This is a genomic window from Comamonas sp. NLF-1-9 (assembly GCF_019195435.1).
GTDB lineage: Bacteria > Pseudomonadota > Gammaproteobacteria > Burkholderiales > Burkholderiaceae_C > Comamonas_C.
In genome coordinates, this window is record NZ_CP078069.1 from 267,580 (window position 1) to 291,859 (window position 24,280).

A 24,280-nucleotide genomic window follows, 5' to 3' on the forward strand; every position below is an offset into this window, starting at 1 on the left:
CACCATGGATTTTGAACTGAAAACGATGTCGCTCGCCGCAGCGCGCACCGAGCGCTGCGATTTGCTGGTGCTGCTGGTGGGCGAGGGCTTCGAGCCTGCGCAGGACGCGCTCTCGGCGCTGGCCGCGCTGGCGCTCAAGCAGGGCGACCTGAAAACCAGCGCGGCGAGCATGCTGCAGTGTTATGCCCCGCCCACGGTCGCGGCGCGCCGTGTGGTGCTGCTGGGCAGCGGCAAGGGCAGCCCGGCCGAGCTGCGCAAGGCGGCTCTGGCGCTCGCGCCGCTGTTCAAGGCAGGCAAGACGCTCAAGCGCGCGGCCTTCATCTTTGCCCAAGCGCCCGCGCAGGAAGCATTGGGCGCGCTGGTGCGCTCGCTCGCGCAGGCGAGCTATGTCTACACCACTACCAAGGGCAAGGCCGAGCCGCGCACGCTCGCGCGCGTGACGCTGGGCGTGCCGCAGGCGGCGCCGCTGCGCGCGGCCTTCGATGCGGCCGTGGGCGTCGTCGTCGGCGTGGAGTTCGCCCGCGAATGGGCCAACCGCCCGGCCAACCATGCCACGCCCACGCTGCTGGGCGAAGCTGCGCGCTCGCTCGCGCGCCAGGGCCTGATCCGCTGCAAGCTGCACGGACCCGAGCAGGTGGCCAAGCTCGGCATGGGCGCCTTCCTGGCGGTGGCGCAGGGCTCGGCCGAGCCGCTGCGCTTCATCGAGCTGCACTACCAGGGCGCGGCCAGGTCCGAGGCGCCCGTGGTGCTGGTGGGCAAGGGCATCACCTTTGACGCCGGCGGCATCTCCATCAAGCCGGCTGCCGGCATGGACGAGATGAAATTCGACATGGGCGGCGCGGCCAGCGTGCTGGGGACTTTTCGCGCGCTGGCCGAACTCAAGCCCAGGATCAATGTGGTGGGCCTGATCCCGAGCTGCGAAAACCTGCCCGGCGGCAAGGCCGTCAAGCCCGGCGACGTGGTCACGAGCATGAGCGGGCAGACCATAGAAATCCTGAACACCGACGCCGAAGGGCGGCTGGTGTTGTGCGACGCGCTGGAGTACGCGCGCCGCTTCAAGCCGGCGGCGGTGGTGGACCTGGCCACGCTCACCGGCGCCTGCGTGATTGCGCTCGGCGGCGTGCGCAGCGGGCTGTTTGCCAACGACGAAGAACTGGCCGCGCGCCTGCAGGCGGCGGGCGAGGCCGCGCTCGACCCCTGCTGGCGCATGCCGCTGGACGAGGACTACGGCGAAGGACTCAAGAGCGCCTTTGCCGATGTGGCCAACGTGGCCGGGCGCGAGGCCGGCGCGGTGACCGCGGCCAAATTCCTGCAGCGCTTTGTCGGCGACTTTCCCTGGGCGCACCTGGACATCGCCGGCACGGCCTGGAAGTCCGGCGCGGCCAAGGGCGCGACGGGCCGCCCTGTCGGGCTGCTGGTGCACTATCTGCTGGGCCTGGCCGAGAGCGCCCCCGGCGCGCAGCGGCGCAAGTGAACATGGCCCGCACCCACGCGCCGCCGCGCTTTGTGCCCACGCTGACCGACGTGGTGCAAGTGCCCGAGGCCGCGCAGCAGCCGGCTCGCGCGTCCCCGCCCGCGCCTCTGACTCCGGCGCAGCCTGCGCCCGTGCCGTCCGCGCCAGTGTCCATGCCGCCCTCCTGGGCCGCGCGGACGGCGCCCGCGGCGGCGCAGGCGACGCTGGCTTCGCCGGCGATCAGCCCCGAGCTGGTTGCCGAAATCGCCGACCGCGTGCAGGCCGTCTTGCAGGAGCGCATGGCCCTGGCGCTGCAGTCGGCCTTGCGCGACATGCGCCCGCTGGTGCACGACGCGGTGATCCAGGCGCTCAAGCAGCGTTGAGCACCACGGCGCAGGGCGCTTGTTCAGCGTCGCCTTAGACCAAACAGCCGTGTGGCGCTACGATTTTTTGCTTATTTTCTAATATGCCCGCGCGTTGATACATGTGCCTACAATGAAACGCAGAGGGACAAACGCATGCGTTCGTAGGTCCCGGCTCCAGTAGTCTGCGGTTGGCAGTGCACCAGACCATGCGCCTGATGTTCGTTTGATTTGCCGTTTTCTCTGTCCGGTGGCTAGAGGGTGTTGCGTGAAGCTCCTTCACGGTTTTTCACCACGACACACAGGAGAGAGCAATGTCAGATCGCAGAGGTTTCTTGAAGAGCAGCGGGCTGGCCCTGGCCGCTGGTGCCACGGGTGTGGCAGTGGGCACCAGCGGCTGCGCGACGGCGGCGGCGCCGGCGGCCCCGGCCGTGGTCACGCGGCGCCTGGCCGACCTGCCCCAGGCCCGGGGCCCCAGGCTGGTAGTGGTCGGCGGCGGCACATCGGGGCTGACCATCGCCAAGTACGCCAAGAAGGAATTCCCCGGCTTTGACGTCGTGCTGGTGGAAAAGCGCGACATGTATTCCTCCTGCTTTACCAGCAACCTCTGGTATGCGGGGCTGATCACGCTGGAGAACCTGGCCAACCACAGCTTCCTCGATGCGGCGGTCAACAACCACTACATCTACTTCAACGCCACGGTCACGGGGCTGGATCGCGCGGGCAAGACCCTGGTGACCAGCGAAGGCGACATCAAGTACGACTACCTGGTGATCGCCCCGGGCATCTCCTACGACTACGACAAGATTGGTGTCTCCGACATCGACACCAAGACCGCGCTGCGCCAGATCTACCCGGGCGGCTTCGTCTCGCCGACCGAGCACGTCACGCTGCACCGCAAGATCCGCGAGTTCGAGGGCGGCACCTTCGTGCAGACCGTGCCCGGCGGCAACTACCGCTGCCTGCCCGCGCCCTACGAGCGCGCCTGCCTGATCGCCTCGCTCATCAAGAAGAACAAGCTCAAGGGCAAGGTGGTGATTCTGGACGCCAACCCCGACGTGACCATCAAGGCCAAGGGTTTCCATGCGGCGTTTGACGAGCTGTACAAGGGCATCATCGACTACAAGCCCAATTCCGCCGTCAAGGGCGTGAACGTGGCCAAGCGCACCATAGAGACCGACTTCGACAGCGTGCAGTTCACCGACGCGGCGATCTACCCCAACGTGCGCGCCTCCACGCTGATCGAGCAGCTTGGGCTGGTGGCACCGGCGACCAAGTCCAACCAGAAGGAAGCGGACATCGACACGCGCTTCTACAACCTCGTGGGCGACACCTCGGTGTACGTGACCGGCGATTCGCGCCCGCACCCCTACTCCAAGAGCGCCAACACGTCCAACACCGAGGCGCACTACGTGGCCAAGGTGCTGGCCGCGCGCGCCCAGGGCAAGGAGATTGCTTGGAGCACGCCCGAGACCATCTGTTATTCGGTGGTCAACGCCTTCCCGATGCAGGCGATCTCGGTCAAGGCGCACTATGTGTACGACGCGGGCAAGGATGCGATCACCGGCTTCTCGCCCGACACCCAGGTGTTCGAGAATCGCGACGCCGCCAAGGGCCAGGCCACGCTGGAATGGGCCAAGGGCTTGTACCGCGACATGTTCAACGCCTGAGGGCGCGCAGCGTCATTGAGGCCCGAGGGGCCACCGGCCGGTGGCCTCTTTTTGCATACCGCAGGAGGCGCGATGGACCGCAGATGCTTCACGCAGTGGTGTACCGGCGCGGTGCTGGGGCCAGGCCTTGCCGGCTGGGCTGCGGCGCTCGAGGACTACCCCCGCACCCTGCTGGTGCACCCCGACGGCGCGCCGCTGAAGGCGGCCGAGGTGAGCACCCGGGAGGCGATGGTGTTTGCCTACCCGCTCAAAGGCGTGCCCTGTTATCTCATCAATCTGGGTGAACGCAGCGCCGCCACCGGGCCGCTGGCTTCGCCCGACGACGGCGACTACAGCAACCCGCAGGGCGTAGGCCCGAAGGGCACGCTCGTGGCCTTCGTGGCGATCTGCACTCATCAGCTCAGCTACCCGACGCCGGCCGCCAGCTATCTGCGCTATGCCGCATCCGGCAGCGAGCTTGCCGGCGGGCCGGGGCGCATCGTGTGCTGCGCGCACGGCAGCGTCTACGATCCGGCGCATGGCGCCGCGCCCGTCTCCGGACCGTCGCAATACCCCTTGCTGCCGGTGCGCCTGGAGCACGACGCGGCCAGCGACAAGCTGTACGCCACCGGCGCGCTGGGGCGCAGCTTCTTCGAGCGCTTTTTCCAGAATTTCAAGGGTGAGCTGATCGAGCGCCACGGCCCCGGGGTTTATCGCCAGGAAGTCGAGGGCGACGCGGTCACCGTGCCGCTCAGCACCTATTCACGCCTGGTGCCGGCCTGCTGAAGGGGGCGGGCGCCCCTGGCGCAGGTCTGCCGCGTGCCGGCCAGCGCCGCGCGCGGCTTCAGTTCGCGCCAGCGCCCGTTGCGCTGCGGCGCAGCGCATCGAGCGTGGTGCCCGGCGTGATCGCCTGCGGATCGATCAGGCAGTGGATCAGCGCCGGCTTGCCGCTGGCGCGCGCGCGGGCCAGCGCGGGGGCGAAGTCCTCGGTGCACTCGACGCGCTCGCCGTGCCCGCCAAAGGCCTTGGCATAGGCGCAGAAGTCGGGGTTCTGCAGCTCGGTGGCGCTGACGCGGCCGGGGTAGTGGCGCTCCTGGTGCATGCGTATCGTGCCGTACATGCCGTTGTCCAGCACGATGACGACGATGGGCAGGTCGTACTGCACTGCGGTGGCGAACTCCTGCCCGTGCATGAGAAAGTCGCCATCACCGGCGAAGGCCAGCACCTCGCGCGCGGGCCACAGGCTCTTGGCGCCGAGCGCCGCTGGCAGGCCATAGCCCATGGAGCCGCACACCGGCGCGAGCTGGCTGGCCCAGCGAGTGAAGGGCCAGAAGCGGTGCACCCAGGTGGTGAAGTTGCCCGCGCCGTTGCAGACGATGGTGTCGGCCGGCAACACCTCGCGCAGGTGCTGCATGACCGCGCCCATCTGCAGCCGCCCGGGAATGGTGACGCTGCGCGCGTCGCTCCAGGCCAGCTCGTCGGCGTGCGCCTGCCGGGTGTGCGCGGCCCAGGCGGGCGCGGCCGGGGGCGCAAGGCCTGCCAGGGCGCTGGCCATCGCCCGGGGCGTGGCGTGGATCGCCAGCTGCGGCTGGTAGAGCCGCCCCAGCTCCTCGGCGCTGGCATGCACATGGATCAAGGCCTGGCCCGGCACGGGAATGTCCCACAGCGCATAGCCTTGCGAGGGCACGTCGCCCAGGCGGGTGCCCAGCGCCACGATCAGGTCGGCCGCCTTGATGCGCTGCAGCAGTTGCGGGTTGGTGCCTATGCCCAGGCCCCCCGCGTGGCTTGGGTGACCGGCAGGAAAGAGCATCTGGCGGCGGAAGGTGGTGGCCACGGGCAGCTGCCAGCGCCCGGCAAAGGCGGCAAGGTCTTGCACCGCCTGCGCCGACCAGCGGCTGCCGCCGACCAGCACCATGGGGCGCTCGGCCTGGCGCAGCTGCGCCGCCAGCGCATCCAGCGCGGCGGCGTCGGGGGCGATCTCCAGCGCCGCGCTGGGCAGGGCATCGGGCACGCTGACCTTGTCGCTCAGCATGTCCTCGGGCAGCGCCACGACGACCGGGCCGGGCCGGCCGTTCATGGCCACGTGAAAGGCCCGTGCGACCAGCTCGGGAATGCGCCGCGCATCGTCGATCTGCACCGCCCACTTGGCGAACTGGCTGAACAGCGCCGGGTAGTCCACTTCCTGGAAGGCGTCGCGGTGCATGGCCTCGCGCGCGATCTGGCCGACGAAGACGATCAGCGGCGTGGAGTCCTGCTGCGCAATGTGGATGCCTGCCATGGCGTTGGCAATGCCCGGCCCGCGCGTGACGAAGCAGATGCCGGGCCGCCCGGTGAGCTTTCCCTGGGCCTCGGCCATCATCGCCGCGCCGCCTTCCTGGCGGCAGACGATGACGCGGATGGCGCCGCCGTGCAGCGCGTCGAGCACGGCCAGATAGCTCTCGCCGGGCACGCAAAACAGCTGCTCGACGCCTTGCACGCGCAGCTGGTCCACGAGCAGCTGTGCGCCGGTACGGGCGGGCGGGGTAGTGGATTCGGACATTGCAGGCTTTGCACGGGAAGGCGGATGCCAGCCATTATCCTTGGCCAAGTTTTTCTGCTTCGCCCCCAAGGCACTTCCCATGGCCATCCAGTGGTTCCCCGGTCACATGCACCTGACGCGCCAGGCGATTGCCGAGCGCGTGAAAAGCATCGACGTGCTCATCGAGCTGCTCGACGCGCGCCTGCCGGGCTCCAGCAGCAACCCGCTGCTGGCCGAGCTGGCCGGGCACAGGCCCACGCTCAAGGTGCTCAACAAGCAGGACCTGGCCGACCCGGCGCGCACCCAGGGATGGCTTGCCTGGTACGGCGCGCAGGCGGATACGCGTGCAATCGCGCTCGATGCGTCCGAGCGCGCGCCCGCGCGGCGCCTGATCGACGGCTGCCGCGCGCTGGCGCCGCTGCGCCGCGGCATGGCCCGGCCGATGCGCGTGATGATCGTGGGCGTGCCCAACGTGGGCAAATCCACGCTGATCAACACGCTGGCGCGCAAGGCCCAGGCCAAGACCGGCGACGAGGCGGGCGTGACCCGGCAGGAGCAGCGCATCGTGCTCGACGACGACTTCTACCTCTGGGACACGCCGGGCATGCTCTGGCCGCGCATCATCGTGCCCGAAAGCGGCATGCGCCTGGCCGCCAGCGGCGCCGTGGGGCGCAACGCCTACGACGAGCAGGAGGTCGCGCTGGACCTGCTGGCGTATCTGAAAATTTACTATCCGAATCCGCTTGCAGCCCGCTACCAGCTTGCGCTGGCAGCTCCTGAAATCGTAGAAATGCACGACGACGAATTGCTGCAGCAGATCGCCCGGCGCCGGGGCGCACTGATGGCTGGCGGCAAGCTCGACTGGCAAAAGGCCGCGGAGATCGTGCTGACCGACTTTCGCTGCGCGGCCATCGGCCGCCTCACGCTGGAGACACCCGAGGAATACGCCGCGTGGCTTGCCACCGGCCAGGCCAGGGACGCCGAGCGCCAGCAGCGCCGAGAGGAGCGCCGGCGCCAGCGCGGCGGGCCGGGGCGCGGCGGCGCGCGGCGCTAAGGAGCGAGTGCGCGCGGCTGCGGCAGCAGCGCAAAACCGGCGGCCGACAGCGCCAGCCACAGCGCAATGCAGCCCATGACCACGGCGAAGGGGTCGGTGTCCGCGCCCGCCGCCCAGGTGGCGATGGCGCCAGTAGCCCATTGCATCAGCGCCACGCCCATGAACATGGCCATGGTGAAGGCGGCCATGGCGCGGCCGGTCATCTGCGGCGCGTAGGCGATGCGCACGTCGGCGTACTGCAGCACGATGTAGCCGCTGGCCAAGCCTATGGCCAGCATGCAGGCGATGTCGAGCCAGGCCAGACGCCCCAGCGCCAGCAACGCAAACAGCGCGGCGCTGGCCAGCGTCCAGCCCACCAGCCAGCGCCGGCGCCGCGCCGGGCCGGGGTCCAGGCGCCCGAACAGCAGCGGGCCGACGAGCGCCAGCAGCGACAGCGCCACTGCCACGTTGCCGCTTTGCACCAGGCTGTAGCCGTGGCGCGCGACCAGCATCGGCCCCATCCACAGCCCGCGCAGCGTGATCAAGGCGGCATAGCTGGTGCTGGCCAGCACCACGATGCCCCAGGTGTGCGGCAGCAGAAAGAGCGCGGCAAAGCGGCCGAGCGCCTGGGCTGGCGACTCCGCGGCCGCGCCCGCGGCGCCAGTGCGCGCCGGCTCGAACACCGAGCGCCAGATCCATAGCCAGGCCAGCAGCGCCAGCGCCGCCAGCACCCAGAAGCCCGCGCGCCAGGAGCTGCGCTCTATCACCCAGGCGAGCGGCGTGCCGGTGAACAGCATGCCCAGCGTGCCCAGCGACATCGCCATGCCCGAGACGGCGGCAAAGCGCTGCGGCGCAAAGTGGCGCGCAATGAAGACGGTGCACACCAGAAAGGCCGGCGCGCAGCCCAGCCCGATCAGCACCTGCGCCAGCGTCAGCGGCAGATAGCCCGGGGCCAGCGCCGAGATCAGCGCGCCCGCGATGCACAGCGGGAAGGCCGCAAGAATGGTGCGGCGCACGCCATAGAGGTCGATACCGATGCCCATGAAGAGCTGCATCGCGCCAAAGGCGAAGTGAAACGCGCCGGAAAACACGCCGAGCTCGCGCGCATTCAGGCCGAAGTCCGCCTGCAGCGGCGGCGCCATGATGGCTGCCACGGTGCGAAACGCCTGGCTCAGCGCAAACGCGCCGACCAGCGCCAGCAGCATCCACAGCGGCGCGCGCGCTGGCACGGGGTGCGCGGGTTCGGCCTTCACGGTGCAAGTCTCGGGCATGGTGCCAAGGCTAGCCTGCAGCTGGGCGCCAGTGCTGTCGCTTGCGGCACTACATGGCCTTGAACAGCGGCGCGTACACGCGGCTGACCGCAAGGCGTTCGGGCCGCTGGTGCAGCTCCAGCGTGATGCGCCCGGCTTCATCGCGCCGCGCGGCGCGGATCGCCTCCACGCGCACCAGGGTGCCGCGGTGGATCTGCCAGAACTCGTCGGGGTCGAGCTGCGCCGCGATCTCTTTCAGCGGGGTGCGCAGCAGGTGCTCGCGCTCGGCGGTGAGCACGCGCACGTATTTGTCTGCCGCTTCGAAGTACAAGACCTGCGCCAGCGGCACCAGTTGCACCGACTGGCCGCTGCCGGCCTGCAACACCTTGAGCGCTCGCGCCGGCGCGGCGCCCGCCTGCCCGCCCGACGTGGGGGGTTGCGCCAGCAGGGCGCGCAGCTGGCGCAGCGTGGCTTCTTCGCTGGCTGGCGCGCCCAGCGCCTGCTGCAGCTTGTGCACCGTCTTGTGCAGGCGCTCGTCCTGTATCGGTTTGAGCAGGTAGTCGCTGGCCTGCGCCTCGAAGGCCTGCACCGCGTACTGGTCGTAGGCGGTGGTGAAGACCAGCAGCGGCAGGCGCTGCGCGGCGGGCCAGGCGTCGAAGAGTTCGGCCGCGGCCTCCAGCCCGCTCTGGCCGGGCATGCGGATGTCGAAGAACAACAGCTCGGGGCGCAGCGCCAGCGCCTCGCGCACGGCGCTCAGGCCGTCGCCCACCGTCGCCACCACCGTCAGCTGCGGCCAGGCGCGGGCCAGCGCCTGCTGCAGGGCTTGTGCCAGCAGGGGCTCGTCTTCGGCGATCAGGGCGCGCACGGCGGGCTGGTTCATGGGGCGGAAATATTCAAAGGAAATACGATGTTTGCGCAGGTGTGGCCTGCGCCATCAGCTATCAATTCAAGAGTCGCTGCCGGCCCGTAGAGCGTCCGCAGCCGCTCGCGCACCTGGGCCAGGCCAAAGGCGCGCCCGCCGGCCGTGCCGCCTGCCGCCGCACCCGCGGCCAGCGGCCTGCCGCTGTTGCACACCTGCAGCGCCAGCATGTTCGTGCCGCCGACAGTCTGCGTGCGTGCGCTCACGCGGATCCGCCCGCCCTGCACCTCGGGTTCCAGCCCGTGGCGGATGGCGTTTTCCACCAGGGGTTGCAGCAGCAGCGGTGGCACCGGCACATCGGCCAGCGCCGGCTCGAACTCCAGCGCATAGTGCAGACGCGGCCCCATGCGCACGGCCATCAGCTCAAGGTAGTCCTTCAGGCGCGCAAACTCGTCGGCCAACGGGTGCAGCGTGGCACGCGAGGCGCCGAGCGTCGCGCGCAGGTAGGCGATCAGGTGGTCGAGCATGCGCTGGGCGCGCGCCGGGTCGCTGGCCACGAGCACGCGCAGATTGGCCAGGGTGTTGAACAACATGTGCGGCTCGAGCTGCGCTTCGAGCAGCTTCAGGCGCGCCTCGGCCGCGTCGCGCTCGGCGGCGGCAATGCCGGCCTGCAGCGCAGCTTGCTTGCCGTGCGTGAAGAAGTAGAAGCTGGCCACCGCGCCGGCCGCGATGGTGACCAGCAGGCCCAGGGTGAAGTCGCCCCGGTGCGTGCCACCGGCCTCGCCCAGCAGCGCGCGCGCCAGGTTGTTGCCGCCGAAATAGCCCGCAGCGATGCCGACCGCGGTGAGCACTACGCCGCGCCAGCCCTTGGGCCAGCCGTGGCCGCGGCCCTCGGGGTCGCGATGGCACAGGTGCGCGGGCACGAGCAGCCGGCCAAACTCGATCACCGCCCAGATCACCAGCCCTATGGCCGCCGAATGCACGAGCTGCACGCCGTAGCTGCTGCCGCTCCAGATCGCCGTGGTGAATACCGCCACGACACAGCAAAAGGCCAGCACCTGCAGGCCGTGGCGCAGCGCGTCGCGCCAGTCCACGAGCGGCGTGCTCACGCGCGCGGCTCCGCTGCCCGGGCGGCCTGTGCCCGGCCACGGGCCGAGAACATGGTCCCTTGCGCCGGCTGCTGCGGCGCAAAGCGCAGGAAGCCGACGTCGCGCTGCATGTCGATGTACACCGCCTCCATGCCGCCGCGCATGAAGTAGCTTTCGTGCCAGAAACCGGTGCCGCCCGAATCGCGCAGGAAGTCCCGCCACCAGCGGCGGTGCGGGTCGGAGCGCGTCCAGGCCTGCAGCGCGTCGAAGTCGCGCCAGTACTGGCGCATGCCCACGTGCGGCGGCAACAGCGAGAACACGAAACTCTCGTGCAGCAGCAAGCCGTCGGGCTGCTCGGCCACCGAGCGGGCGATCTTCGGGCCGAAGCCGAGCAGGGTTTTCAGGCCGGCAAATGCCTTGACCTGCATGCCCAGCACGATCACCACCAGGTCGGGGTAGGCGCGCAGATCGACGGTGCGGCGCTGGCTGCCCGCCGTCATGGGCGCTCCCGGGCTTGCGCGCGCTGCAAGGCCGGGCGCGCCTCGATGCGCGCAAGCCAGTCGCTCAGGCGCGGGTGCTCGGCCTGGTTCAGGCCGGCGCGCTGGCGCGCCGCCATCAAGGGGTAGCTCAGCTGCACGTCTGCCGCACTGAAGGCGTCACCCGCGAACCAGTCGCGCCGGGCAAGCTCGCTTTCCATGTAGCCCAGATGCAGCTTGAGCTGCGGGCCGACGAAGCCCTTCATGACCTGGTTTACGATGCTGCGCGCGATCGGCTTGGCGAAGAAGGGCATGGGCGCTGCGGCAATGCGCTCGAACACCAGCTTGAGCAGCAGCGGCGGCATGGCCGAGCCCTCGGCGTAATGCAGCCAATAGCGGTAGCGCGCAAAGTCGGCGCTGCCGCGCGGCGGTGCCATTTGCTCTGCGCCGAAGCGCTCGACCAGGGTTTCGATGATCGCGCCCGATTCGGCCAGCGTCTCGCCGTCGACCTGCACCACCGGGGACTTGCCCAGCGGGTGGATGCGCTTGAGCTCGGGCGGCGCCAGGAGGGTTTTGGGATCGCGCTGGTAGCGCACGATCTCGTAAGACTGCCCCAGTTCTTCAAGCAGCCACAGGATGCGCAGCGAGCGCGAGGCGTTCAGGTGGTGGACGATGATCATGGCGGCTCACAGGCGCGGGGTGCGCGCAAGCTTATCGCGTTCGGCCTGCAGCAGGCGCTCATGGAGGCCGGTGGTGCTGCCCAGCCAGACCGCCAGGCCATGGATCGCCAGCCCCAGGCCCCAGCCGGCCAGCGGGTACAGCGCCCACGACTGATGGGTGTGCCAGGTGAGCAAGGCCAGGGCGGCGTTGACGCAGACATAGACCAGCGCGTGGATCAGCCAGCCCAGCTTGGCCCCGGCGCGTCGGCGTGCCAGGCGCTCGATGCGCTCGTCTTCGGTGGCGGCGGTGTGTCTCATGGCCGGGCTCCGTTCAGTACTGCGCGGCAGCCAGGGCAGAGGCGCCGCCGCGGGCAAGTCGCAACACGCTCAGCGCCCGGGCCGAGAAGAAGCCCGTGAGTGCGCCATACAGTGCAGCCACGGTGAGCGCAAAACCCAGGTTCTGCGCGAGCGGGGGCTCCATGGCCAGCTGCACGCCTATGCCGTACTTCATCAGGAAGACGACGAGGATCAGCACCATGCTCACCCAGCTGCCGGGCAAGTGAGCGCTGCGTGTCTCGGGATTCCAGCGTGTGCCCGCGGGCGGCGCGAGCCGGCTGGCGGCCAGCAGCACGAGCGCCGCGCAGACCGCCCACACGCCGAACAGCGCCGCCAGGTGGCCGCTCGCGCCGAAGGCCGATTGCACACCCCACAGGGCCAGGCCCGTCATGGCAACCGGCAGCAGTACCAGACGCGGCACGCCAAGCTCGCGTTCGCGCGTGGCGGAAAAGCCGAGCCAGAGCAGGGCGGCGAGCAGTCCCCCGACCCAAGGCGGCGTGCCGCGCACGATGTCGGTGATGGCTTCGGGGTGCTCAGAGAGCAATTGGGTGAGCAGCATGGGTGTGTTCCCTTGAACAGTGGTGGACAGGGAACGCACTGTGCATCTGCGCCGGCAGGGCTTCCAGCGCCATGCGACGAAGCGCGCCATCCGCGGCGCGGCCTGCTGCGGGGCGGCGCGAGCTGCGCCGCACGCCCGCGCTCTCAGCTGCGGTAGGACAGCAGCAACACCTCGGCCGCCTGCTCGCGCACCGGCAGCAGCGCCTGGTAGGCATCGGAGTGGAACCAGCGCTCTATCGCGTCGGTGTCCGGAAAGCGGATCACGACGATTTCCGGGTGTGCCAGCTCGCCCGAATACGTGGCCGCGCGTTCACCGCGAAACAGCAGTTCGGCGCCCCAGGGTGCGAGCGTGGCGGGCACCTTGCTGCGGTATTCGGCCCATTTTTGTGCGTCCTTGACGCTGACGTGGCCCACGAGATAGGCATCTGGCATGGCGTGCTTCCTTGTGCGGGGTGTGTGCGCGGACCCAGGGCGGGAGGGCGCCCTCCGGTGCGGCGCGCGGCTGCATGCGCTCTTGCATTCAAACGCCGGACTTGTCTGGCTTGCCCTGCTGCGCAGCCGGGCGGCCTGCCGCTTCGCGTAATCCTTGAAGGCAAACCCGCGTCAAGCGCAAAGAGTCAGCTCGAACGCCGTGTCCTGGGTAGAGGGCACCAGTTTGCCATCGCCGTCGTGCTGCAGCAAGCGCACCGAGACGATCAGCCGGTTGCCGCTGATCTCGGGAATCAGGTGCAGCGAAGGGTCCATGCGCAGGCGCAGCAACTGGAAGGTGCGACCGGGCGGCAGGTTCTGCTGGAACTGGCCGCGCTCGGCCGCCACCTTCTGTGCGGTGCCGGAGTCGCGCAGCAGGTGCAGCAGCAGATAGACCGGATCGGCCAGCGGCGCCAGCGTGCCGGCCCAGATCTGCAGGTCGTGCTGGCGCCGATCGGCGCTCTGGTGCTGCCAGGCGTGGTAGGCGGGCAGATCAAAGCTGCAGGTACCGCCGGGTATGCTCATGCGGGTGCGCACGCTGGCGAGCCAGTCGTTGTCCAGCAGCGCCTGGCCGGCCTTGCCGCTCTGGCCATTGAGCATGGCAAAGCAGTGCTGCAACTGGCCGAGCACGGATTCGAGCGCATCCTCGGCAATCGAGGGAATGCCGCGGTAGCTTTCAAACACCGCGCGCTGCTTGTCCAGGTCCTTGAGCAGGTCGGTCTTGAGGTCGGCACGCGCCGCCACGTCCATGACTTCGAAGATCGTCGCCAGCGCATAGTGGTGGTCCAGCGGGTGGCTGCGTGGGATCAACTCAGCCAGACGCCTCAGCAGGTGCTCCAGCCGCAGATAGGTTCTCAGACGTTCGTTGAAGGGATATTCGTACAGGATCACGCTGCGAACTTTTCAAAATGCGCGCTGCATCATAGCCCGAACGACCGTGCAATCTGGTGTGCCTTTGTACGCAGATCGGCGAGCGTCGTGCCCGCGCCGTTGAACACCACCCAGTCGGCTGCGGCGAGGCGCTGCAGGCGCGGACTCTGCGTGGCCATGATGGCGCGAATGGCGTCTTCCTGCAGATTGCTGCGCTCGCGCACGCGCTCGATCTGCGTGGCCGGCGGGCAGTCGACCACGGCGACGCCGTCGAGCCGCGCCGGCCAGTGCTTCGATTCGGTCAGCAGCGGGATGTCGAGCACGATCAGGCGCCGGCCTTCCTGCTGCGCCTGGCGGCAGGCCTGAGCGATGGCCGCGCCCACCAGCGGATGAACGATGGCCTGCAGGCGTTCGCGCGCGTGTGCATCCTCGAACGCCAGGCGGCGCATGCGTTCACGGTCCATGGCGCCGTCGGAAGCGATGAAGGCGGGGCCGAACTGCGCCGCGATCGCCGCGATGGCCGCACCGCCGGCGGCCGTGACCGAGCGCGAGAGCGCGTCGGCGTCCACCAGCGCCGCGCCGCGCTCGGCCAGCATGGCGCTGAAAGTGCTCTTGCCGCTGCCTATGCCGCCGGTGACGCCAAGGCGAAAGCCGGGCCGCGCCGCCATGAGCGCTCAGGCCGCCAGGCCCAGCACGCCGAGCAGCCCATGCATGACCTGCTGCGGGCCCCAGAGCAGGGCGACGAAACCGCCACCGGCCAGAAAAGGCCCGAAGGGCACGTACTTGCCCTCGTGCAGCCCGCCCCTGAGCTTGAGCGCCACACCCACGACCGCACCGACGACCGAGGCCAACAAGATGATGGGCACCAATGCCTGCCAGCCGAACCACGCACCCAGCGCGGCAAACAGCTTGAAGTCGCCATAGCCCATGCCTTCCTTGCCGGTAGCGAGCTTGAAGGCCCAGTAAACGCTCCACAGCGAGAGGTAGCCGCCCATGGCGCCCAGGACCGCGTCGGTGAGCGCAACGCCGCTGTAGTGCAGAAGGCTCGCGAGCAGCCCGCCCCAGAGCAGCGGCAGCGTGATGTCGTCGGGCAGCAAGGTGGTGTCCCAGTCTATGCAGGCGGCGGCCACCAGCGCGGCCGAGAACGCGCTCCAGGCCAGGCCCGCCGGGCCCAGGCCCCAGTGCAGGCCGCAAAAGAAGAACAGCAGCCCGGTGGCGAGTTCTACCGCCGGATAGCGCAGGCTGATGGACTTGCCGCAGCCCGCGCAGCGCCCGCGCAGCGCCAGATAGCTGAAGACGGGGATGTTTTCAAACCAGCGTATCGGGTGCGCGCAGTGCGGACACTGCGAGCGCGGCACCAGCAGGTTGTACGCCGCAGGCTGCGGCGCTGCCTGCGCTGGCGCCGCCGCACCGTCGGAACTTTGCTGCTCCGCGGCCCAGGCCGCGCACTCCTGGGCCCACTGGTTGTGCATCATGCGCGGCAGGCGGTGGATCACCACGTTCAGAAAGCTGCCGATCAGCAAGCCCAGGACGCCGAGCAGCGCGGCGTCCGTCCAGACCGAAGCCGTCATGCTTCAGACCACCTGGCCGAGCTTGAAGATGGGCAGGTACATGGACACCACGATGCCACCGATGATGGTGCCCAGGAAGACGATGATGATGGGCTCGAGCAGGCTGGACAGGCCCTTGACCATCTCGTCGACCTCGTCCTCGTAGAAATCCGCCGCCTTGCCCAGCATGTGATCGATCGAGCCCGACTCTTCACCGATGGCGCACATCTGCAGCACCATGGAAGGGAAGACGTTGGCATTGGTCATCGCGGCGGTGAGGCTGGTGCCGGTCGAGACCTCCTGCTGGATCTTGTCGGTGGCAACCGCGTAGACCGCGTTGCCGGCCGCGCCGCCGACCGAATCGAGCGCTTCGACCAGCGGCACGCCGGCGGCGAACATGGTCGAGAGCGTGCGCGTCCAGCGCGCCACCGCCGACTTGTTGATCAGGTCGCCGAAGATCGGAATCTTGAGCAGGAAGCGGTCCATCGCCATCTGCATCTTCTCGCTGCGCCGCCAGGCCTGCATGAAGAAATAGAAACCGCCGCCCAGCACGCCGAAGATCAGCCACCAGTACTGCACGAAGAATTCGCTCATGGCCATGACGATGAGCGTGGGGGCGGGCAGGTCGGCGCCGAAGGAGGTGAACACCTCCTTGAAGGCCGGAATCACGAAGATCATGATCACCGTGACCACGACGAAGGCGACGATGATCACCGAGATCGGGTACATCAGCGCAGACTTGATCTTGCTCTTGATCGCCTCGGTCTTTTCCATGTAGGTGGCCAGGCGATCGAGCAGTGCCTCCAGGATACCGGCGGCTTCGCCCGCCTCCACCAGGTTGCAGTACAGGCTGTCGAAGTACATCGGGTACTTGCGAAAGGCCGAGTTCAGCGAGGTGCCGGTCTCCACGTCGTTGCGGATGTCGTTGAGCAGCTTGGTCACGCTCGGGTTGGTGTTGCCGCGCCCGACGATGTCGAAAGCCTGCAGCAGCGGCACGCCCGCCTTCATCATCGTCGCCATCTGGCGCGTGAACAGGGCGATGTCCTTGGGCTTGATCTTCTTGCCCGAGCGCATGCGCCGCTTCTTGATCTTGGTGGGCATCACGCCCTGGCGGCGCAGACTGGCCTGGACCTGGTTTTCGCCGCCGGCGCGCAACTCGCCGCGCACGATCTTGCCGTTGCGGTCCTTGCCCTCCCACTCGAATACGAAGTCCTTGATGCCTTTGGCCGCAGCGGTTGCCATGTTTGGTGCTCTCCCGATACTGTGTCTTATTCGTTGGTGACGGCCAGCACCTCTTCGAGCGAGGTGAAGCCCGCCTTCGCCTTGTGCAGGCCCGACTGGCGCAGCGAACGCACGCCTTCGGCACGCGCCTGGGCGGCGATCTCGAGTGCGCTGCCGTCGGCCAGGATGATGCGTTGCAGCTCTTCGGAGATCGGCATCACTTCGTAGATGCCGACGCGTCCCTTGTAGCCGTTGTTGCAGGCCGAGCAGCCCACCGGCTTGTAGGTGACCCAACTGCCGTCGATGTCTTCCTCGCGAAAACCTGCCTCGACCAGACTTTCGTGCGGAATGTCGGCCGGCTGCTTGCATTGCGGGCACAGGCGCCTGGCCAAGCGCTGCGCGGTGATGAGAATCACGCTGGAGGCGATGTTGAACGGCGCAATCCCCATGTTGCGCATGCGCGTGAGCGTGGTCGGCGCGTCGTTGGTGTGCAGCGTGGAGAGCACCAGGTGGCCGGTCTGCGCGGCCTTGATGGCGATGTCGGCGGTTTCCAGGTCGCGGATTTCACCGACCATGATGATGTCCGGGTCCTGGCGCAGGAAGGCCTTGAGCGCGACGGCAAAGGTCAGGCCCGCCTTTTCGTTGACGTTGACCTGGTTGACCCCTGGCATGTTGATTTCCGAAGGGTCTTCGGCGGTGGAGATGTTCACGCCCGGCTTGTTCAGCAGGTTCAGGCAGGTGTAGAGCGAGACCGTCTTGCCCGAGCCGGTGGGGCCGGTCACCAGGATCATGCCGTAGGGGCGGTTGATCGCGGCCAGCAGGCGCTCTTTTTCTTCGGGTTCGTAGCCGAGAGCGTCGATGCCCATGCGCGCGCTGCTCGGATCCAGAATGCGGATGACGATTTTTTCGCCGAACAACGTGGGCAGGGTGCTGACGCGAAAGTCGATGACCCGGTCGGGCCCGACCTTGAGCTTCATGCGCCCGTCCTGGGGCACGCGCTTTTCCGAGATATCGAGGCGCGAGATCACCTTGATGCGCGAGGCGAGCTTGTCCTTGATGGCCACCGGCGGAGAGGTGATCTCCTGCAACTCGCCGTCGACGCGAAAGCGCACCCGGTAGTTGTGCTCGTAGGGCTCGAAGTGCAGGTCGGAGGCACGCATGTTGAATGCGTCCAGCAGCATCTTGTGCAGAAAACGCACGACCGGCGCGTCTTCGACGTCGGCGCCTGTGGTGTCCGGCGCTTCGGCTTCTTCCTCGACCGGTCCGTCGTCGAACTCGAAGTCGCCGCCGGTGATGCTGTCCAGGCTCTCGGAGACGCTCTTGGTCGTCGCCTCGACCAGCCGCAGCAGCTTGTCGTATTCGCCGACCACCCAATCCACGCCGAGCTGGGTGGTGAACTTGATCTTTTCCGCGGCTTCCTGGTTGGTCGGGTCGGCGGTGAGTGCGATCAGCCGGTTGCTGCGCTTGGCCAGGGCGACGACCTTGTAGGCCTGGCAGAGCTTGGCGTCGAGCAGGTCCCGGGGCAGGTGGGCGGCGTCCAGCGCGTCCACGTCGAGCAGCGGTGCGCCAAAGGTGTTGGACAGCGTCTGCGCCAGATCACCGGCGCTCAGGGTCTTGGCGGCGAGCAGCTCGGCAATGAAGCTGTTGCGGCTGGCCTGCGCCTTGCGCGAGATGTCTTCGGCGCTGTTTTGCGCCAGCTTGCCTGCCGACATGAGCGCACGCGCCAGGCTGGGCAATGCCACGGCTGCTGCTTCTTTCTGGGCGGTACCGGCGGTGGCCATTTCTGTCTTGCTGCGATGGGAAGATGCCAAAAGTCATCCTATCATCGTTGAAGGTTTCCCTGATGTACAGGAAAGCAGCCTGCGCTGGGGCCCAAGTGCTGCCGCAGTGTTTGGAATTTGCCGCAGACAAGAAAAAACCGCCAGGCCCGCAAGGGCCGTGGCGGTTTGTGCCAAGGGCAAGCCAGGCTTACTTGAGCTTGGTTTCCTTGTATTCGACGTGCTTGCGCGCCTTGGGGTCGAACTTCATGATCGACATCTTCTCGGGCATCGTCTTCTTGTTCTTGGTGGTGGTGTAGAAGTGGCCGGTGCCGGCCGTGGATTCCAGCTTGATCTTTTCGCGTCCGCCTTTGGCAGCCATGGTCTTTCCTTTCAGTGAATCAGGCCTGGCCGCGTGCGCGCATGTCCGCGAGCACGGCGTCGATGCCGTTCTTGTCGATCAGGCGCAGCGCGGCGCTGGACACGCGCAGGCGCACCCAGCGGTTCTCGCTTTCCACCCAGAAGCGCTTGTACTGCAGATTGGGCAGAAAACGGCGCTTGGTCTTGATGTTGGAGTGGGAGACCTTGTGTCCCACCTGGGGCTTCTTGCCCGTGACTTCACATACGCGTGCCATGCGGACACTCCGTTCTTTTCAACGATGGCGGGCGGCGGATCCTTGCACTGAAGGCGCGCCTGCCATCTCACCTCGCCAGGAAATTCCGGGTGGCGGTGGCCCGGTGCCGCGCAACGCCCCATCGATTACGGTGAAGGGCCTCTCGTGGCAAAGCCGGGCATTATAACCGGGGCGCGGTCTGTTGCCCAGCCGACTCTGCACGCTATGGACAAGGGCGGCGCTGGCGCGCTGTAATGGCGCGAACCAAAAATGCCGACAGGGGTTATGCGATGAAGGGATTGACTCTGGCTGCCAAGCTCTGGCTGGCGGTTGCGGTGATCGTGCTGGGTTTCAGCGCCGTGGTCGCGGGCGCCGGCTGGCGTTCCGGGCAGACTTCGGCGGCCTCCAACGCGCTCAACGAAGAGATGATGCAGCGCGTGAGCACCGCCACGCGCTGGATAGGGCTGGCCGAGACCAATGCCGCGCGCACGCTGGCGCTGGCGCTGAGCAGCGAGCCCGCCGTGGCCAGCGCCTTCAAGGAGGCCATGGCCGCCACTTCGGCCGAGATATCCGAGATGCAAAAGCGCCTGCTGGCCTTGAATCTCTCGGCCGACGACCGTGCAGCGATGGAGCGCGTTGCCGAGGCCCGCAAGACCATGATGGCGGCGCGCGAGCGGGTCAACCAGCTCAAGGCGGCGGGCGATGCGGACCTCGCCAGCCAGGTGCTGCAAAACTACGTGCCGGCCTCGGACGCCTACCTGAAGACGCTCGCCGACTTTGTCCAGCTGCAGCAGCTGGCGGTGCAGCAGGCCCGGGCGCAGGCGGCCCGGACCAGCATGGACACGGTCAGGATGGCGGCCGTCCTGGTGGCCGTCTTGCTGCTCGCCATCGTGGTGGGTGCCTATTTCCTCATCCGCAACATCCGCGCGCCCCTGGCCCAGGCCAATGGCATGGCGGCGCGCATTGCCACGGGCGACCTGAGCGCGCGCAGCAGCGCCGGCCAGCGCAGCGACGAGTTCGGCCAGCTGCTGCAGTCGCTGGAGAGCATGCGCGCGTCCCTCGCGCACATGGTGCACGACGTGCGCCAGAGCGCGGACAGCATTGCGGTAGCCAGTTCGCAGATCGCCAGCGGCAACCAGGACTTGTCGGCACGCACCGAAGCCGCCTCCAGCAGCCTGGAGCAGACCGCGGCGGCGATGGAGGAGTTCACCAGCACCATCGCGCAAAGCGACGCCACCGCGCGCCAGGCGAGCCAGATGGCGGGCAGTGCCAGCTCGGTGGCCGAGCGCGGCGGCTCGGTCGTCTCCGAGGTGATTTCCACCATGGGCGAGATCCAGAGCAGCAGCCACAAGATTGCCGACATCATCGGCGTGATCGACTCCATCGCCTTCCAGACCAACATCCTCGCGCTCAACGCCGCGGTCGAGGCGGCACGCGCCGGCGAGCAGGGGCGCGGCTTTGCCGTGGTGGCCAGTGAGGTGCGCGCGCTGGCCGGGCGTTCGGCCCAGGCGGCCAAGGAGATCAAGGAGCTGATCGGCTCCTCCGTGGAACGCGTGGAAGACGGCTCGCGCCTGGTGCAGGGCGCGGGCGAGACCATGCAGGAGGTGGTGCAGGCGGTGCAGCGCGTGACCGAGATGATGGGCGAGATCACCGCCGCCTCGGCGCAGCAGAGCGCGGGCGTGGGCGAGGTCAACCAGGCGGTGGGCCAGCTCGACCAGATGACGCAGCAAAACGCCGCGCTGGTGGAAGAGAGCGCGGCGGCGGCGCAAAGCCTCAACGAGCAGGCCCAGCACCTGATGCAGGTGGTCGCGGCGTTTCGCGTGGGCGACGAGCCGGCGCGCCCCGCGCCTGCGGCTGCGCAGCCAGTGCGGGCAGCAAAAACCATTGCAGCGCCCGCACGCGCCGCTGGCCCCGCTGCACGCAAGCTGGCCGCAGCACCGGCCCAGAGCCGCGCCCAGCCCGCAACGCGCAAGATCGCCGCGCCGGCGCCCATGCCCACGCCAGCGCCTGCCAAGGCGCCCGATCACGAAGAGGGCGAGTGGGAGAGTTTCTGAGCCGCGCCAAAACCCCGGTCCGGGGCACAAAAGCGCCCCGCGCCCTAGCATGTGCGGCGATGCAACCCCCCGAAGGAAACGGACCGTGAGCGAACAGAAAATCGTCGTCATCATCAACTCCGCGCCCCATGGCAATGAAGCCTGCCTCTCCGGCCTGCGCGTGGCCGGGGCCCTGGCTGCGCGCGCCGAGGTCGTGGACTTGCGCGTGCTGTTGATGTCGGACGCCACCGTGGCGGTCCTGCCGCACCAGCAGGACAACGCCGGCAACATGATCGAAGCGCTGGTGAGCGAGCTGGCCAGCGCCGCCAATGCCAGCGTGCACCTGTGCCGCACCTGCGCCCAGGCGCGTGGCCTGCTCGAGCTGACGCACATCGAGGGCGTGCGCATCGCCACCCTGTCGGACCTGTCCGAATGGGTGGTGCAGGCCGACAAGGTGCTCACTTTCTGAATCTGGACGCGCGCGCTCGCCGTCGGTGCGCGCGCCCGGCCGCGTTCAGACGAGCTCGGCGATCAGCTCGATTTCCACGCAGGCGCCCAGCGGTATCTGGGCCACGCCAAAGGCGCTGCGCGCATGCTTGCCGGCGTCGCCAAAGACTTCGCCCAGCAGTTCGCTCGCGCCGTTGGTCACCAGGTGCTGCTCGGTGAAGTCGCTGCTGGAATTGACCAGGCTCATTACCTTGACGATGCGCTTGACGCGGCCCAGATCGCCGTCGCAGGCCGCTTGCAGCGTGGCCATGAGCTCGATCGCGATGCCGCGCGCCGCCGCCTTGCCCTCTTCGGTGCTCATGTTCTTGCCCAGCTGGCCGACCCAGGGTTTGCCGTCCTTGCGCGCCAGATGCCCGCTCAGAAAGACCAGCTTGCCGCTGTGCACGAAGGGCACGTAGGCGGCTGCGGGCACGGCCACGGCCGGCAGGGTGATGTTCAGGGCCTTGAGTTTGTCGTAGACGCTCATCCTTGTTCCTCGGAGCAAAAGGCCAAGTGTTGCACAGTAGCATGGCGCCTCCATGCGCCACGCCCACGCCCGCACCGACCGTCCCGCCGCCGCCGGGCCTGGGCCGCGGGCGCCCTGGCATCTGCCGGCGCTGCTCGGCGGCGCGCTGCTGGGCACGGCGCTGCAGCTGCAGCAGCCTGAGCTTTGGCCTCTTGCCTGGTATGCGGGCCTGTGCGCGCTGGCGCTCGCCGGCTGGCTGTGGAATCTGCGCGCCGGCCGGCCCGGTGTGCGCTGGACGGCGCTTGCCTGGCTGGTCGGGGCGCTGCTGGCCTTTGCTGCCTGCGGCGCGCGCTCGGCGGTGTTTTCCGCGCAGGCGCTGGCGCCCGAACTCGAGGGCGTGGACCTGCGCCTGAGCGGCGTGGTCGCCGCCATGGTGCAGCGCAGCGACAGCGGCGACGTGCGCTTTCGCCTGGCGCTGGAATCGGCCGAGCGCGAGGGCCAGCCCGTAGCCCTGCCGAAGCTGATCGAGCTCACCTGGTACGCCAGCAACCATGGGCACAACGAGCGCCCCGTGCCCGCCATCGCCGCGGGCGAGCGCTGGCGGCTCTCTGCGCGGCTGAAGGCGCCGCACGGCACGCTCAACCCGCACGGCTTCGACGTCGAGCTGTGGATGTGGCAGCAGGGTGTGCAGGCCAGCGGCTACGTGCGCACCAGCGAGCGCCTGGACGCCCGCCTGGGCGCGCCCGAGCGCCTGGCCACGACCTGGCAGTTTCCCGTCGAGCAACTGCGCCAGCGCGTGCGCGATCGCATCACCGGGTATCTGACGCAAGGCGTGCAAGACCCGGCGCGGCTGCGCGCGGCCGGCGTGGTGGCGGCGCTGGTGACGGGCGACCAGCGTGCGATCGAGCGCAGCGACTGGGATTTGTTTCGCGCCACGGGCGTCGCGCACCTCATGAGCATCTCGGGTTTGCACATCACGATGTTCGCCTGGCTGGCGGCCCTGCTGCTTGGCATGCTGTGGCGCCGCTCGGCCTGGCTGTGCCTGCGCTACCCCGCGCCTTCGGCGGCGTTGCTGGGCGGCGTGGTGCTGGCCGGGGCATACGCACTCTTCAGCGGCTGGGGCGTGCCGGCCGAGCGCACGCTCTTGATGCTCGCCACGGTCGCGCTGCTGCGCCTTTCGGGGCGCGAATGGCCGTGGCCGCAGGTCTGGCTGCTGGCCTGCGCGGTGGTGCTGGCCTTCGACCCCTGGGCCATGCTGCAGGCGGGCTTCTGGCTGAGCTTCGTGGCGGTAGGCGTGTTGTTCGCTACCGATATGAGAGCTGTTGGTGCATATGGGACGGGCGCTGGAGCCCGGTTTGCCTTGATGTTGCGGGAACAGGCGGTGCTTACCTTGGCGCTGGCGCCGCTCACCCTGGCGCTGTTTGGCCAGGTTTCGCTGGTGGCCCTGGTGGCCAATCTGCTGGCGATACCGTGGGTCACGGTGCTGGTCACGCCGCTGGCCATGCTGGGCGTGGTCTTTGCGCCGCTGTGGCAGGCTGCGGCGTGGTGCGTGCAACTGCTTTCCCTGTGGCTGACCTGGCTGGCAAGCTGGCCGCTGGCGCAGCTCACGCTGGCCCAGGCGCCGCTGTGGGCGGGCGCGGCGGCGGTGCTCGGCGCCATCGTGCTGGTGCTGCGCCTGCCCTGGCCGCTGCGCCTGCTCGGGCTGCCGCTGATGCTGCCGGCCTTCTGGTGGCAAGCGCCGCGGCCGCCGCCGGGGCAGTTCGAGGTGTTGGCGGTCGACGTGGGCCAGGGCCAGGCGGTGCTGGTGCGCACCGCCGGCCACAGCCTGCTCTACGACGCCGGTCCGCGCTACGGTGCCTTCAGCGACGCGGGCCAGCGCGTGCTGGTGCCGCTGCTGCAGGCGCTGGGCGAGCGGCCGCAGCGCGTGCTGCTGAGCCATTCCGACAGCGACCATGTGGGGGGCGCCGCCTCGGTGCTGGCCCATTTGCCGCGCGCACAGGTGCTGGGCTCGATTCCCCTGGATCACCCGCTGCAGGCCTTGCGCGCGATAGCGCCCTGCGCCGCCGGGCAGCAATGGCGCTGGGACGGCGTGCGCTTTGCCATGCTGCATCCGCCGGCGGGCGACGTCGCACCCGCGCAGGGCAAGTCAAGCACCAATGCGCGCAGCTGCGTGCTGCACATCGAGGCCGAGGGCGGCGCCAGCGCGCTGCTCACCGGCGACATCGAGCGCGCGCAGGAGCTCGCGCTGGTGCACGCGGCAGCGCCGCTCGCGGCCGATCTGCTGCTCGCGCCGCACCACGGCAGCAAGACCTCGTCGAGCGCGGCCTTTCTCGATGCGGTGCAGCCGGCCGTCGCGTTGGTGCAGTCGGGCTATCGCAATCGCTTCGGCCATCCGGCGGCGCCCGTGGTGCAGCGCTACCAGGAGCGCGGCATCACCCTGGTCGCGAGCCCGCGCTGCGGAGCGGCGCTCTGGTCGTCGGCCAGTGGCGAGCTGCGCTGCGAGCGCGAGCACGCGCGGCGCTACTGGCACCACCGGCCGGCGGACGTCGCGCCGCAAGAAGAGGGGGAGTGATC

25 protein-coding genes are annotated in these 24,280 nt (G+C 68.8%); 8 read left to right on the top strand and 17 right to left on the bottom strand.

What is annotated here, in order from left to right:
* The first annotated feature begins 4 nt into the window (after nucleotides 1-4).
* The 4 genes from KUD94_RS01240 (at nucleotide 5) to KUD94_RS01255 (ending at nucleotide 4,250) form a co-directional block, all read left to right on the top strand.
* The gene (locus KUD94_RS01240) at nucleotides 5-1,474 is read left to right on the top strand and encodes a leucyl aminopeptidase (RefSeq protein WP_218238108.1); all 1,470 of its coding nucleotides are present in this window, start codon (nucleotides 5-7) and stop codon (nucleotides 1,472-1,474) included.
* A gap of 2 nt (nucleotides 1,475-1,476) precedes the next feature.
* Nucleotides 1,477-1,836: a hypothetical protein gene (locus tag KUD94_RS01245; protein ID WP_218239323.1), complete on the top strand. Its 360-nt coding sequence runs from the start codon at nucleotides 1,477-1,479 to the stop codon at nucleotides 1,834-1,836.
* 293 nt (nucleotides 1,837-2,129) lie between these two features.
* Nucleotides 2,130-3,485: an FAD-dependent oxidoreductase gene (locus KUD94_RS01250; protein ID WP_218238109.1), complete on the top strand. Its 1,356-nt coding sequence runs from the start codon at nucleotides 2,130-2,132 to the stop codon at nucleotides 3,483-3,485.
* 72 nt (nucleotides 3,486-3,557) lie between these two features.
* Complete coding sequence (locus KUD94_RS01255) at nucleotides 3,558-4,250, top strand: Rieske 2Fe-2S domain-containing protein (protein ID WP_218238110.1); 693 nt, start codon at nucleotides 3,558-3,560, stop codon at nucleotides 4,248-4,250.
* Nucleotides 4,251-4,308: 58 nt separating this feature from the next.
* Here the strand turns inward: KUD94_RS01255 and KUD94_RS01260 are convergent, their stop codons facing one another.
* Nucleotides 4,309-6,003, bottom strand: coding sequence for a thiamine pyrophosphate-binding protein (locus tag KUD94_RS01260; RefSeq protein WP_218238111.1), 1,695 nt, complete (start codon nucleotides 6,001-6,003; stop codon nucleotides 4,309-4,311).
* A 79-nt stretch (nucleotides 6,004-6,082) separates the two neighbouring features.
* Here KUD94_RS01260 and ylqF point away from each other — a divergent pair, with 79 nt between their 5' ends.
* On the top strand, nucleotides 6,083-7,036 hold the full coding sequence (gene ylqF / locus KUD94_RS01265; protein ID WP_218238112.1) for a ribosome biogenesis GTPase YlqF: 954 nt from the start codon (nucleotides 6,083-6,085) through the stop codon (nucleotides 7,034-7,036).
* Here ylqF and KUD94_RS01270 read toward each other — a convergent pair.
* The 15 genes from KUD94_RS01270 to rpmB all read right to left on the bottom strand — a co-directional run bounded on the left by KUD94_RS01270 (nucleotide 7,033) and on the right by rpmB (nucleotide 18,742).
* The gene (locus tag KUD94_RS01270) at nucleotides 7,033-8,286 is read right to left on the bottom strand and encodes an MFS transporter (protein ID WP_255568942.1); all 1,254 of its coding nucleotides are present in this window, start codon (nucleotides 8,284-8,286) and stop codon (nucleotides 7,033-7,035) included. The genes ylqF and KUD94_RS01270 overlap by 4 nt on opposite strands.
* A gap of 49 nt (nucleotides 8,287-8,335) precedes the next feature.
* On the bottom strand, nucleotides 8,336-9,145 hold the full coding sequence (locus KUD94_RS01275) for a LytTR family DNA-binding domain-containing protein (RefSeq protein WP_218238113.1): 810 nt from the start codon (nucleotides 9,143-9,145) through the stop codon (nucleotides 8,336-8,338).
* Nucleotides 9,142-10,233, bottom strand: a complete 1,092-nt coding sequence (locus KUD94_RS01280; RefSeq protein WP_218238114.1) for a sensor histidine kinase — start codon at nucleotides 10,231-10,233, stop codon at nucleotides 9,142-9,144. The genes KUD94_RS01275 and KUD94_RS01280 overlap by 4 nt, the downstream gene beginning before the upstream one ends.
* Nucleotides 10,230-10,712, bottom strand: a complete 483-nt coding sequence (locus tag KUD94_RS01285; protein WP_218238115.1) for a monooxygenase family protein — start codon at nucleotides 10,710-10,712, stop codon at nucleotides 10,230-10,232. The genes KUD94_RS01280 and KUD94_RS01285 overlap by 4 nt, the downstream gene beginning before the upstream one ends.
* Nucleotides 10,709-11,368, bottom strand: coding sequence for a glutathione S-transferase family protein (locus KUD94_RS01290; protein WP_218238116.1), 660 nt, complete (start codon nucleotides 11,366-11,368; stop codon nucleotides 10,709-10,711). The genes KUD94_RS01285 and KUD94_RS01290 overlap by 4 nt, the downstream gene beginning before the upstream one ends.
* Before the next feature lie 6 nt (nucleotides 11,369-11,374).
* On the bottom strand, nucleotides 11,375-11,665 hold the full coding sequence (locus KUD94_RS01295; RefSeq protein ID WP_218238117.1) for a 2TM domain-containing protein: 291 nt from the start codon (nucleotides 11,663-11,665) through the stop codon (nucleotides 11,375-11,377).
* 13 nt (nucleotides 11,666-11,678) lie between these two features.
* Entirely contained in the window at nucleotides 11,679-12,242 is a 564-nt protein-coding gene (locus KUD94_RS01300) for a DUF6622 family protein (protein WP_218238118.1), read from the bottom strand.
* A 143-nt stretch (nucleotides 12,243-12,385) separates the two neighbouring features.
* Nucleotides 12,386-12,673 carry a DUF1330 domain-containing protein gene (locus KUD94_RS01305; RefSeq protein ID WP_218238119.1) on the bottom strand — a complete coding sequence of 96 codons (288 nt, stop codon included), beginning with the start codon at nucleotides 12,671-12,673 and terminating at the stop codon, nucleotides 12,386-12,388.
* 171 nt (nucleotides 12,674-12,844) lie between these two features.
* A complete protein-coding gene (gene zapD / locus KUD94_RS01310; RefSeq protein ID WP_218238120.1) occupies nucleotides 12,845-13,600 on the bottom strand; it encodes a cell division protein ZapD in 756 nt (251 codons plus the stop codon).
* Between the two features lie 29 nt (nucleotides 13,601-13,629).
* Nucleotides 13,630-14,247: a dephospho-CoA kinase gene (gene coaE, locus KUD94_RS01315; protein ID WP_218238121.1), complete on the bottom strand. Its 618-nt coding sequence runs from the start codon at nucleotides 14,245-14,247 to the stop codon at nucleotides 13,630-13,632.
* 6 nt (nucleotides 14,248-14,253) lie between these two features.
* The gene (locus KUD94_RS01320; protein ID WP_218238122.1) at nucleotides 14,254-15,150 is read right to left on the bottom strand and encodes an A24 family peptidase; all 897 of its coding nucleotides are present in this window, start codon (nucleotides 15,148-15,150) and stop codon (nucleotides 14,254-14,256) included.
* A 3-nt stretch (nucleotides 15,151-15,153) separates the two neighbouring features.
* Nucleotides 15,154-16,371, bottom strand: a complete 1,218-nt coding sequence (locus KUD94_RS01325) for a type II secretion system F family protein (protein ID WP_218238123.1) — start codon at nucleotides 16,369-16,371, stop codon at nucleotides 15,154-15,156.
* 26 nt (nucleotides 16,372-16,397) lie between these two features.
* Nucleotides 16,398-18,131, bottom strand: coding sequence for a type IV-A pilus assembly ATPase PilB (pilB, locus tag KUD94_RS01330; protein WP_218238124.1), 1,734 nt, complete (start codon nucleotides 18,129-18,131; stop codon nucleotides 16,398-16,400).
* A gap of 187 nt (nucleotides 18,132-18,318) precedes the next feature.
* Complete coding sequence (gene rpmG, locus KUD94_RS01335; protein WP_146911641.1) at nucleotides 18,319-18,489, bottom strand: 50S ribosomal protein L33; 171 nt, start codon at nucleotides 18,487-18,489, stop codon at nucleotides 18,319-18,321.
* A gap of 19 nt (nucleotides 18,490-18,508) precedes the next feature.
* The gene (gene rpmB, locus KUD94_RS01340; RefSeq protein ID WP_146911640.1) at nucleotides 18,509-18,742 is read right to left on the bottom strand and encodes a 50S ribosomal protein L28; all 234 of its coding nucleotides are present in this window, start codon (nucleotides 18,740-18,742) and stop codon (nucleotides 18,509-18,511) included.
* Nucleotides 18,743-19,011: 269 nt separating this feature from the next.
* Here rpmB and KUD94_RS01345 point away from each other — a divergent pair, with 269 nt between their 5' ends.
* Together KUD94_RS01345 and KUD94_RS01350 are read left to right on the top strand one after the other, a co-directional pair.
* Entirely contained in the window at nucleotides 19,012-20,775 is a 1,764-nt protein-coding gene (locus KUD94_RS01345; protein WP_218238125.1) for a methyl-accepting chemotaxis protein, read from the top strand.
* Nucleotides 20,776-20,860: 85 nt separating this feature from the next.
* Nucleotides 20,861-21,223, top strand: coding sequence for a DsrE/DsrF/TusD sulfur relay family protein (locus tag KUD94_RS01350; protein ID WP_255568944.1), 363 nt, complete (start codon nucleotides 20,861-20,863; stop codon nucleotides 21,221-21,223).
* 45 nt (nucleotides 21,224-21,268) lie between these two features.
* Here the strand turns inward: KUD94_RS01350 and KUD94_RS01355 are convergent, their stop codons facing one another.
* On the bottom strand, nucleotides 21,269-21,727 hold the full coding sequence (locus KUD94_RS01355) for a RidA family protein (protein ID WP_218238127.1): 459 nt from the start codon (nucleotides 21,725-21,727) through the stop codon (nucleotides 21,269-21,271).
* A 52-nt stretch (nucleotides 21,728-21,779) separates the two neighbouring features.
* On the opposite strand from KUD94_RS01355, the gene KUD94_RS01360 reads away from it, so the two are divergent.
* Nucleotides 21,780-24,278, top strand: a complete 2,499-nt coding sequence (locus KUD94_RS01360) for a DNA internalization-related competence protein ComEC/Rec2 (RefSeq protein WP_218238128.1) — start codon at nucleotides 21,780-21,782, stop codon at nucleotides 24,276-24,278.
* Nucleotides 24,279-24,280 lie beyond the last annotated feature (2 nt).

Excerpts from the sequence above, each read along its gene's own strand:
- KUD94_RS01345 (WP_218238125.1), top strand. The coding sequence starts at position 19,012 with ATGAAGGGATTGACTCTGGCTGCCAAGCTCTGGCTGGCGGTTGCGGTG.
- rpmG (WP_146911641.1), bottom strand. The coding sequence starts at position 18,489 with ATGGCTGCCAAAGGCGGACGCGAAAAGATCAAGCTGGAATCCACGGCC.
- KUD94_RS01275 (WP_218238113.1), bottom strand. The coding sequence starts at position 9,145 with ATGAACCAGCCCGCCGTGCGCGCCCTGATCGCCGAAGACGAGCCCCTG.
- KUD94_RS01240 (WP_218238108.1), top strand. The coding sequence starts at position 5 with ATGGATTTTGAACTGAAAACGATGTCGCTCGCCGCAGCGCGCACCGAG.
- KUD94_RS01320 (WP_218238122.1), bottom strand. The coding sequence starts at position 15,150 with ATGACGGCTTCGGTCTGGACGGACGCCGCGCTGCTCGGCGTCCTGGGC.
- KUD94_RS01360 (WP_218238128.1), top strand. The coding sequence starts at position 21,780 with ATGCGCCACGCCCACGCCCGCACCGACCGTCCCGCCGCCGCCGGGCCT.
- rpmB (WP_146911640.1), bottom strand. The coding sequence starts at position 18,742 with ATGGCACGCGTATGTGAAGTCACGGGCAAGAAGCCCCAGGTGGGACAC.
- coaE (WP_218238121.1), bottom strand. The coding sequence starts at position 14,247 with ATGGCGGCGCGGCCCGGCTTTCGCCTTGGCGTCACCGGCGGCATAGGC.
- pilB (WP_218238124.1), bottom strand. The coding sequence starts at position 18,131 with ATGGCCACCGCCGGTACCGCCCAGAAAGAAGCAGCAGCCGTGGCATTG.
- KUD94_RS01305 (WP_218238119.1), bottom strand. The coding sequence starts at position 12,673 with ATGCCAGATGCCTATCTCGTGGGCCACGTCAGCGTCAAGGACGCACAA.
- KUD94_RS01285 (WP_218238115.1), bottom strand. The coding sequence starts at position 10,712 with ATGACGGCGGGCAGCCAGCGCCGCACCGTCGATCTGCGCGCCTACCCC.
- KUD94_RS01295 (WP_218238117.1), bottom strand. The coding sequence starts at position 11,665 with ATGAGACACACCGCCGCCACCGAAGACGAGCGCATCGAGCGCCTGGCA.
- KUD94_RS01250 (WP_218238109.1), top strand. The coding sequence starts at position 2,130 with ATGTCAGATCGCAGAGGTTTCTTGAAGAGCAGCGGGCTGGCCCTGGCC.
- KUD94_RS01270 (WP_255568942.1), bottom strand. The coding sequence starts at position 8,286 with ATGCCCGAGACTTGCACCGTGAAGGCCGAACCCGCGCACCCCGTGCCA.
- KUD94_RS01255 (WP_218238110.1), top strand. The coding sequence starts at position 3,558 with ATGGACCGCAGATGCTTCACGCAGTGGTGTACCGGCGCGGTGCTGGGG.
- ylqF (WP_218238112.1), top strand. The coding sequence starts at position 6,083 with ATGGCCATCCAGTGGTTCCCCGGTCACATGCACCTGACGCGCCAGGCG.
- KUD94_RS01245 (WP_218239323.1), top strand. The coding sequence starts at position 1,477 with ATGGCCCGCACCCACGCGCCGCCGCGCTTTGTGCCCACGCTGACCGAC.
- KUD94_RS01290 (WP_218238116.1), bottom strand. The coding sequence starts at position 11,368 with ATGATCATCGTCCACCACCTGAACGCCTCGCGCTCGCTGCGCATCCTG.
- KUD94_RS01300 (WP_218238118.1), bottom strand. The coding sequence starts at position 12,242 with ATGCTGCTCACCCAATTGCTCTCTGAGCACCCCGAAGCCATCACCGAC.
- KUD94_RS01260 (WP_218238111.1), bottom strand. The coding sequence starts at position 6,003 with ATGTCCGAATCCACTACCCCGCCCGCCCGTACCGGCGCACAGCTGCTC.
- KUD94_RS01355 (WP_218238127.1), bottom strand. The coding sequence starts at position 21,727 with ATGAGCGTCTACGACAAACTCAAGGCCCTGAACATCACCCTGCCGGCC.
- KUD94_RS01325 (WP_218238123.1), bottom strand. The coding sequence starts at position 16,371 with ATGGCAACCGCTGCGGCCAAAGGCATCAAGGACTTCGTATTCGAGTGG.